The sequence below is a fragment of the Planococcus soli genome (genome assembly GCF_016881065.1).
GTDB lineage: Bacteria > Bacillota > Bacilli > Bacillales_A > Planococcaceae > Planococcus > Planococcus soli.
On sequence record NZ_WXYN01000047.1, the window covers coordinates 1 to 5,818 of the forward strand.

The window sequence follows — 5,818 nt, forward strand, 5'->3', positions numbered from 1 at the left end:
CTACTATTCATTTTGGTTAGATTTTGTCTACAGTCTGAAGCGTCCAGGAGACGCTTTTAGCTATCAAGCATTATACCCACTCAAACACCCGCTTGCCGGCTACGCTCTACAGATAGTTCACGCAGCTTGAATTTCTGAATTTTTCCGGATGCTGTCATTGGGTATTCCTTTATGAACTCAATATAGCGCGGAATTTTATGTCGTGAAATTTTCCCGCTGCAATACTCCTTCAACTCTTCTGCCTCCAGCCCTTCCCCTGCTTTCAGGATCACCCATGCCATCAGTTCTTCTCCGTATTTCGGATCCGGCACACCGACCACTTGAACATCCTGGACCGAAGGGTGCTGGTAAAGAAATTCTTCGATTTCACGCGGGTAGATATTTTCGCCTCCGCGGATTACCATATCTTTAATCCGTCCGGTAATGGCAATATAGCCGTCTTCGTCTTCCACTGAGATATCACCCGTATGAAGCCAGCCTTCGGAATCAATGGCTGCTTGGGTGGCTTCTTCATTTTTATAATAGCCCTTCATAACATGATAGCCTCTTGTACAAAGTTCGCCGGGATCGCCTGTCTCGACCTCTTCGCCTGTCACCGGATCGATAATTTTCACTTCCACTCCGTCATGCGGTTTGCCGACAGTTGAGACCCGTTTTTCAATATCATCCTCCGCCCGCGTCTGCGTGATGACTGGCGACGATTCTGTTTGTCCGTAAGCGATAGTGATTTCTGAAGCGCCCATATCATGGATGACTTTCTTCATCACTTCAATCGGACAAGGTGAACCGGCCATGATGCCTGTGCGAAGCGTGGAAGTATCAAACGATGCAAATTCCGGATGGTTTAATTCGGCGATGAACATGGTTGGCACCCCGTGAAGCCCCGTGCATTTTTCGTCCTGCACCATCTGCAGCACGCGCTTCGGTTCGAACTGCTCCGCAATGACCATGGTCGTGGAATGCGTGACCGCGGCCATCGTTCCAAGAACACAGCCAAAACAGTGGAAAAAAGGCACCGGAATGCACAGCCGGTCCTTTTCCGTCAGGTTCATCGTGTCACCGATCAACTTGCCGTTATTGACGACATTCAGATGTGTCAGCATGACGCCTTTGGGAAATCCTGTAGTGCCTGATGTGTATTGAATATTGATGACATCGTCAGGATCCATCGAATGGAAGCGCTCCTCAAACTGCTCGTCGCTGACTCCACTAGCAAAAGCCTCAAATTCGTTCCACGAATAAATTCCCGGATAATTGTTATTGCTCATAACAATCACCCGTTTCAAATGAGGCAGCTTCTTGCTTATAATCTTTCCTTTATCAGCCGTTGCCAACTCCGGACAAACCGTGTTGAGAATTTCTATATAGCTGGTGCCTTTGAATTCTTCCCCCAATATCAAAGTTGTTGCGTCCGACTGTTCCAATAAATACTCCAGTTCACTGGACTGGTAGCTGGTATTGACTGTCACCAGCACACCGCCCATTTTGCCGGTAGCGAATTGGCTCAGCAGCCATTCACGCTTATTGTCTGACCAAATGGCCACGTGCTCCCCTTTTTCAATCCCAATGCCGATAAACGCTTTGGCCAGACGATCGGTTTCTTCATCGAATTCCTTATAGGATTTTCGGATGCCATGCTCTGGATAGACATAAGCTTCCGTCTCCGGATGTCGCCCGGCTTGCTCTTTTACCACTTGGCCGACTGTCTTTTGCAAAATAACCATCTTTCATCCCCCTAATTGAAAACGTTTTCAGTCCACTATATACTATCACAAAATCCCAAATTAATGGAACCTGCTCTATCTGTAAAAACGGACAGCTCGCTCTTATCAGGCACTGCATGATAAACTAAAACTACTACATGCAATGGAAGGGATCGACCATGGACTTACAAACAATGCAGGACCAACTTACAGAACGCCTTTTGCAGCAGCAGTTGGTGTCAGCAACCATCAGCCAGCCAAGGCTTAAATCAAATGACATCAAACGGATCAAATTAAAACCGGTTGAGATAAAGAAAGAATACTTGATTCAATTCGAGTACCAGCATGAGCATGTTCTAAAACATGAAAATCTGCCGGTTGAGGAAGCGGCCAGAAAGCTGGCTCTTTTGTTCACTGATTTCCGCCAGGCACTGTTTCAGTTTACAGATGAAAAGGTGCAGATCCAACTATCCAAGAAATTCAAAGTCATCTGGAAAGCCGAACCGACCGGGGAGAAAAAAGCCGAGCTTTCGCATAACCGCAAAAAGCAGTATTTGCTGGAAGACGGCATTCCGTATCCATTTTTGGTGCGGCTTGGCGTACAAAGCCCAGATGGCAAAGTCAAAAAACAGAAATATGATAAATTTCGCCAAATCAATCGCTTTATTGAATTTATTGACGATGCACTTGCCTATTTGCCGCAAGACCGCACCGTTCGCATCCTCGATTTCGGCTCTGGAAAATCCTATTTGACCTTTGCGCTTTACCATTATTTGCGCATTGAAAAAGGACTGGACCTCCGTGTTACCGGCCTTGATTTGAAAAAAGAAGTGATTGAGGAATGCCAGCAGATTGCGCAGGATCTCCACTACGAACAGCTGGAATTCCTGGTTGGCGACATTAACGACTACAACGGTGAATCGGCTGTCGATATGGTCGTCACCCTGCATGCCTGTGATACAGCAACCGATATGGCCTTAGCACGCGCCGTCAAATGGGATGCTAAAGTGATCTTGAGCGTTCCCTGCTGCCAGCATGAACTAAACAGCCAAATCGATGCACCGGAACTTGGCATCATGCTTCAGCACGGGCTGATCAAAGAGCGGTTCAGCGCCCTGGCGACCGACTCTATCCGTGCAGAACTGCTGTCGCTGGTCGGCTATGAAACACAATTAATGGAGTTTATCGATATGGAGCATACCCCTAAAAATATTTTGATCCGTGCTTATAAAACCGATCGAAAACCTGCTGCAGGGCAATTTGAACGTTATCGTCAGTTCACTGCTCTCCTGTCAGCCACCCCATTTCTGGAAAACGAATTAAAGGAGTATTTATGAAACGCAAAAACCTGGTAAACGGCATAATTTTAGCTTTTTCAGTCGTGCTGATACGCTTTATCGATGTCCGCGTTTATGATATGAATATCATTGTGACTTTACTGCTATTAGTTGCTCTTATTTACGGAGCAATGCGGATTGTTGAGCGGTTTCCATCTCTTGATCAATCTGTCAGCAAGCGCACCTCATTCACCGTCAATACGCTTGTCATCATCTCCATCTTTTTAGTGTTTTTCATCTTTAAATTATAGGACAAAAAGAAGCGTCGGCCATAGTGAGCCTTCGCTTCTTTTTGTCCATTAAGGAGAATTTTCATTCGGCTTTTGCTGCGCCTGTTCCTGAATGGTTTTGAATATATATGCCTTTACCGGTTCCAAAGTGAATTTCAAATTGCTGGTTTTCAGGTTGTTCTCCAAATAGTCCAATTGATGTTCCTCTACTGCATCGGATTGAAGGTTCAAGATATTGTTGACATACAACATCCCTTCATTCGTCGCCATCGGGCTGTCCTGTCCTTCTTTTTCGCGGTCCTGCACTTGTTCAATCCCGAAAATCAGGCCTTCATTTTGCAATTCCTTCATCGCTGCTGCATAGCGTTCTTCGCCGATTTCCTTCGACAAGTGCTGATCCAATTGTTTGACGTCCTCAAAGTTTGCACCTCTATAGTATTGCGCATAATAAGCGATCAACACCTGTTCCTTATCCTCCAACTCTTCCATCGCCAATCCCTCCATTATTTTGCTGTTGCTTTTTCTATTCCCTTTTCTCTAACGCAATATGCATTGCTGTTCCATGTCACTGGAAAAAAGTGAAACTTTCGCTCTCTTGGTTCGTTATTACTACTGACACGATAAGAGAAAGCAGGTGCATCATATGGCTGAACAGGCGATCGTCCAAATCAAAAATCTGTCGAAAACGATCGGCAGCAAAAAAATCATCAAAAACCTGAACCTGGATTTGCACAAAGGTGAAATCACAGGATTTCTGGGACCGAATGGAGCCGGCAAAACCACAACTATCCGCATGATGGTCGGCTTAATGAAGCCCACTGAAGGAGAAGTATGGATTGATGGCCAATCCGTACAAGGGGATTTTGAAGGCAGCATCCGGAAAGTCGGCGTAATTGTTGAAAATCCGGAAATGTATAAGTATATGTCAGGCTATAAAAACCTGCTTCACTTTTCTCGGATGCACAAAGGCGTTCCAAAAAAGCGAATAGATGAAGTCGTCAAACAGGTCGGCATGCAGAATCGCATCAATGAAAAAGTGGGTTCCTATTCACTGGGCATGCGCCAGCGGCTTGGACTCGCCCAAGCGCTGTTGCACGACCCCAAATTCCTCATTCTAGACGAACCGACAAATGGCCTCGACCCAGCCGGCATCCGCGAATTCCGTATTTACCTTCAGAAAATCGCAAAGGAAAACGGGGTCGCTATCTTTGTATCAAGCCATCTACTATCTGAAATTGAATTACTGTGCGACCGGATTGCCATTATCCAGAATGGTGAACTGATCGATATTAAAAATGTCAACGAACTTCAGCAGTCCCGCTATTACATTCAAGCAGAGCCATTGGAGCTTGTAGGCGAAGTGCTGACAGGGGCCGGTTTTCCAGCAGTATTGCACGACAATGGATATTTAATCGACTCCGGAGCAGAACATATCCCGGGAGCCATCAATTTATTGGTAGGTGCCGGCGCCAGAATTTTTGCCGTCCAGCCTTACCGGGAAACCCTGGAATCGCAATTCCTTGAAATGACAGGAGGCGGAGAAATTGCTCAAGCTCATACAAAATGAATGGATGAAATTATGGAATAAGAAAATAACTTGGATCATGGTCATATTGCTGGTTTTCATCGTATTTGCCGGTCTTGGAATCACCAAGTGGATGAATTCCACAGGCAATCAAGACATTGATGAAAGCTGGGAGGAGAATACGCAGGCAGAACTCGCCAGCATCAACCTCATGATGGAGGAACCTGGTTTGAGTGAAACTCAGATTGACAATTACGAAGAGCAAATTGCCATCGCTGAGCATCGTCTGGAAAATGATATTGCGCCACTCGAATACGCCAGCATGCAGCAGCAGGTGCTCGACACTCACATGATGATGTCACTCGTCACGCTATTGACAGTTATTGTCGCAGCCAGCATTGTCGCAGCTGAATTTTCGCAAGGCACAATTAAAATGCTGCTGACGCGGCCGGTGAAACGCTGGAAAATCCTTACTTCCAAATACATAACCGTTTTGCTGTTCGCTGTTTTACTGACAGTGATTCTGCTGATTTCAACAGCACTTGCCGGACTGATCTTTTTGGGCATCGGGGAAGGCACTCTTCTTACATGGACCGGCACCGAAGTGGCAGAAGCTTCTTTCTGGCTGGAAGCCCTCAAACTGGCAGCACTTAAATTCTCAAGCATCTGGATGATCAGCACGTTTGCCTTTATGCTCGGAACTGTATTCCGCTCCAGTTCTCTGGCTATCGGCTTATCGATCTTCCTCATGTTCACAGGTGTTCAAGCTGTATTCTTCCTGCAGAATTATGAAATCGTCAAATACTACCTGTTCACCCATACCGACCTGACACAATTTTACACCGGCAACTTCCTGGTTCCGGACATCACCATCTCGATGTCCCTGCTTGTACTGGCCATCTATTTCCTAGTATTCATGGCCATCAGCTACTGGACATTCGGAAAAAGAGACGTAACGGCTTAACAGAAAAGCCCAAGCGCCCGTGTAGATTCGACGGGCATAAGACGATCTGGCGAAGCGGC

The 5,818-nt window shown here is 46.2% G+C and carries 6 protein-coding genes; 4 read left to right on the top strand and 2 right to left on the bottom strand.

Translation table 11 applies throughout. The annotated features are described in order from the left end of the window. Positions 1–80 precede the first annotated feature (80 nt). A complete protein-coding gene (locus GJB59_RS14145) occupies positions 81–1,724 on the bottom strand; it encodes an AMP-binding protein (protein ID WP_142827351.1) in 1,644 nt (547 codons plus the stop codon). A gap of 158 nt (positions 1,725–1,882) precedes the next feature. On the opposite strand from GJB59_RS14145, the gene GJB59_RS14150 reads away from it, so the two are divergent. Next, entirely contained in the window at positions 1,883–3,040 is a 1,158-nt protein-coding gene (locus GJB59_RS14150) for a class I SAM-dependent methyltransferase (protein WP_142827352.1), read from the top strand. After that, positions 3,037–3,291, top strand: coding sequence for a hypothetical protein (locus GJB59_RS14155; RefSeq protein ID WP_142827353.1), 255 nt, complete (start codon positions 3,037–3,039; stop codon positions 3,289–3,291). Before GJB59_RS14150 ends, GJB59_RS14155 begins: the two co-directional genes overlap by 4 nt. A 48-nt stretch (positions 3,292–3,339) precedes the next feature. Here GJB59_RS14155 and GJB59_RS14160 read toward each other — a convergent pair whose 3' ends face one another. Then, on the bottom strand, positions 3,340–3,759 hold the full coding sequence (locus GJB59_RS14160; RefSeq protein WP_142827354.1) for a hypothetical protein: 420 nt from the start codon (positions 3,757–3,759) through the stop codon (positions 3,340–3,342). Between the two features lie 154 nt (positions 3,760–3,913). Here GJB59_RS14160 and GJB59_RS14165 point away from each other — a divergent pair, with 154 nt between their 5' ends. Further along, on the top strand, positions 3,914–4,837 hold the full coding sequence (locus GJB59_RS14165) for an ABC transporter ATP-binding protein (protein ID WP_142827355.1): 924 nt from the start codon (positions 3,914–3,916) through the stop codon (positions 4,835–4,837). Beyond that, a complete protein-coding gene (locus tag GJB59_RS14170) occupies positions 4,815–5,759 on the top strand; it encodes a DUF2705 family protein (RefSeq protein WP_142827356.1) in 945 nt (314 codons plus the stop codon). Before GJB59_RS14165 ends, GJB59_RS14170 begins: the two co-directional genes overlap by 23 nt. The last annotated feature ends 59 nt before the right edge of the window (positions 5,760–5,818 follow it).

Coding starts and splice junctions, on each gene's coding strand:
- GJB59_RS14160 (WP_142827354.1), bottom strand. CDS start 3,759: ATGGAAGAGTTGGAGGATAAGGAACAGGTGTTGATCGCTTATTATGCG.
- GJB59_RS14150 (WP_142827352.1), top strand. CDS start 1,883: ATGGACTTACAAACAATGCAGGACCAACTTACAGAACGCCTTTTGCAG.
- GJB59_RS14165 (WP_142827355.1), top strand. CDS start 3,914: ATGGCTGAACAGGCGATCGTCCAAATCAAAAATCTGTCGAAAACGATC.
- GJB59_RS14145 (WP_142827351.1), bottom strand. CDS start 1,724: ATGGTTATTTTGCAAAAGACAGTCGGCCAAGTGGTAAAAGAGCAAGCC.
- GJB59_RS14155 (WP_142827353.1), top strand. CDS start 3,037: ATGAAACGCAAAAACCTGGTAAACGGCATAATTTTAGCTTTTTCAGTC.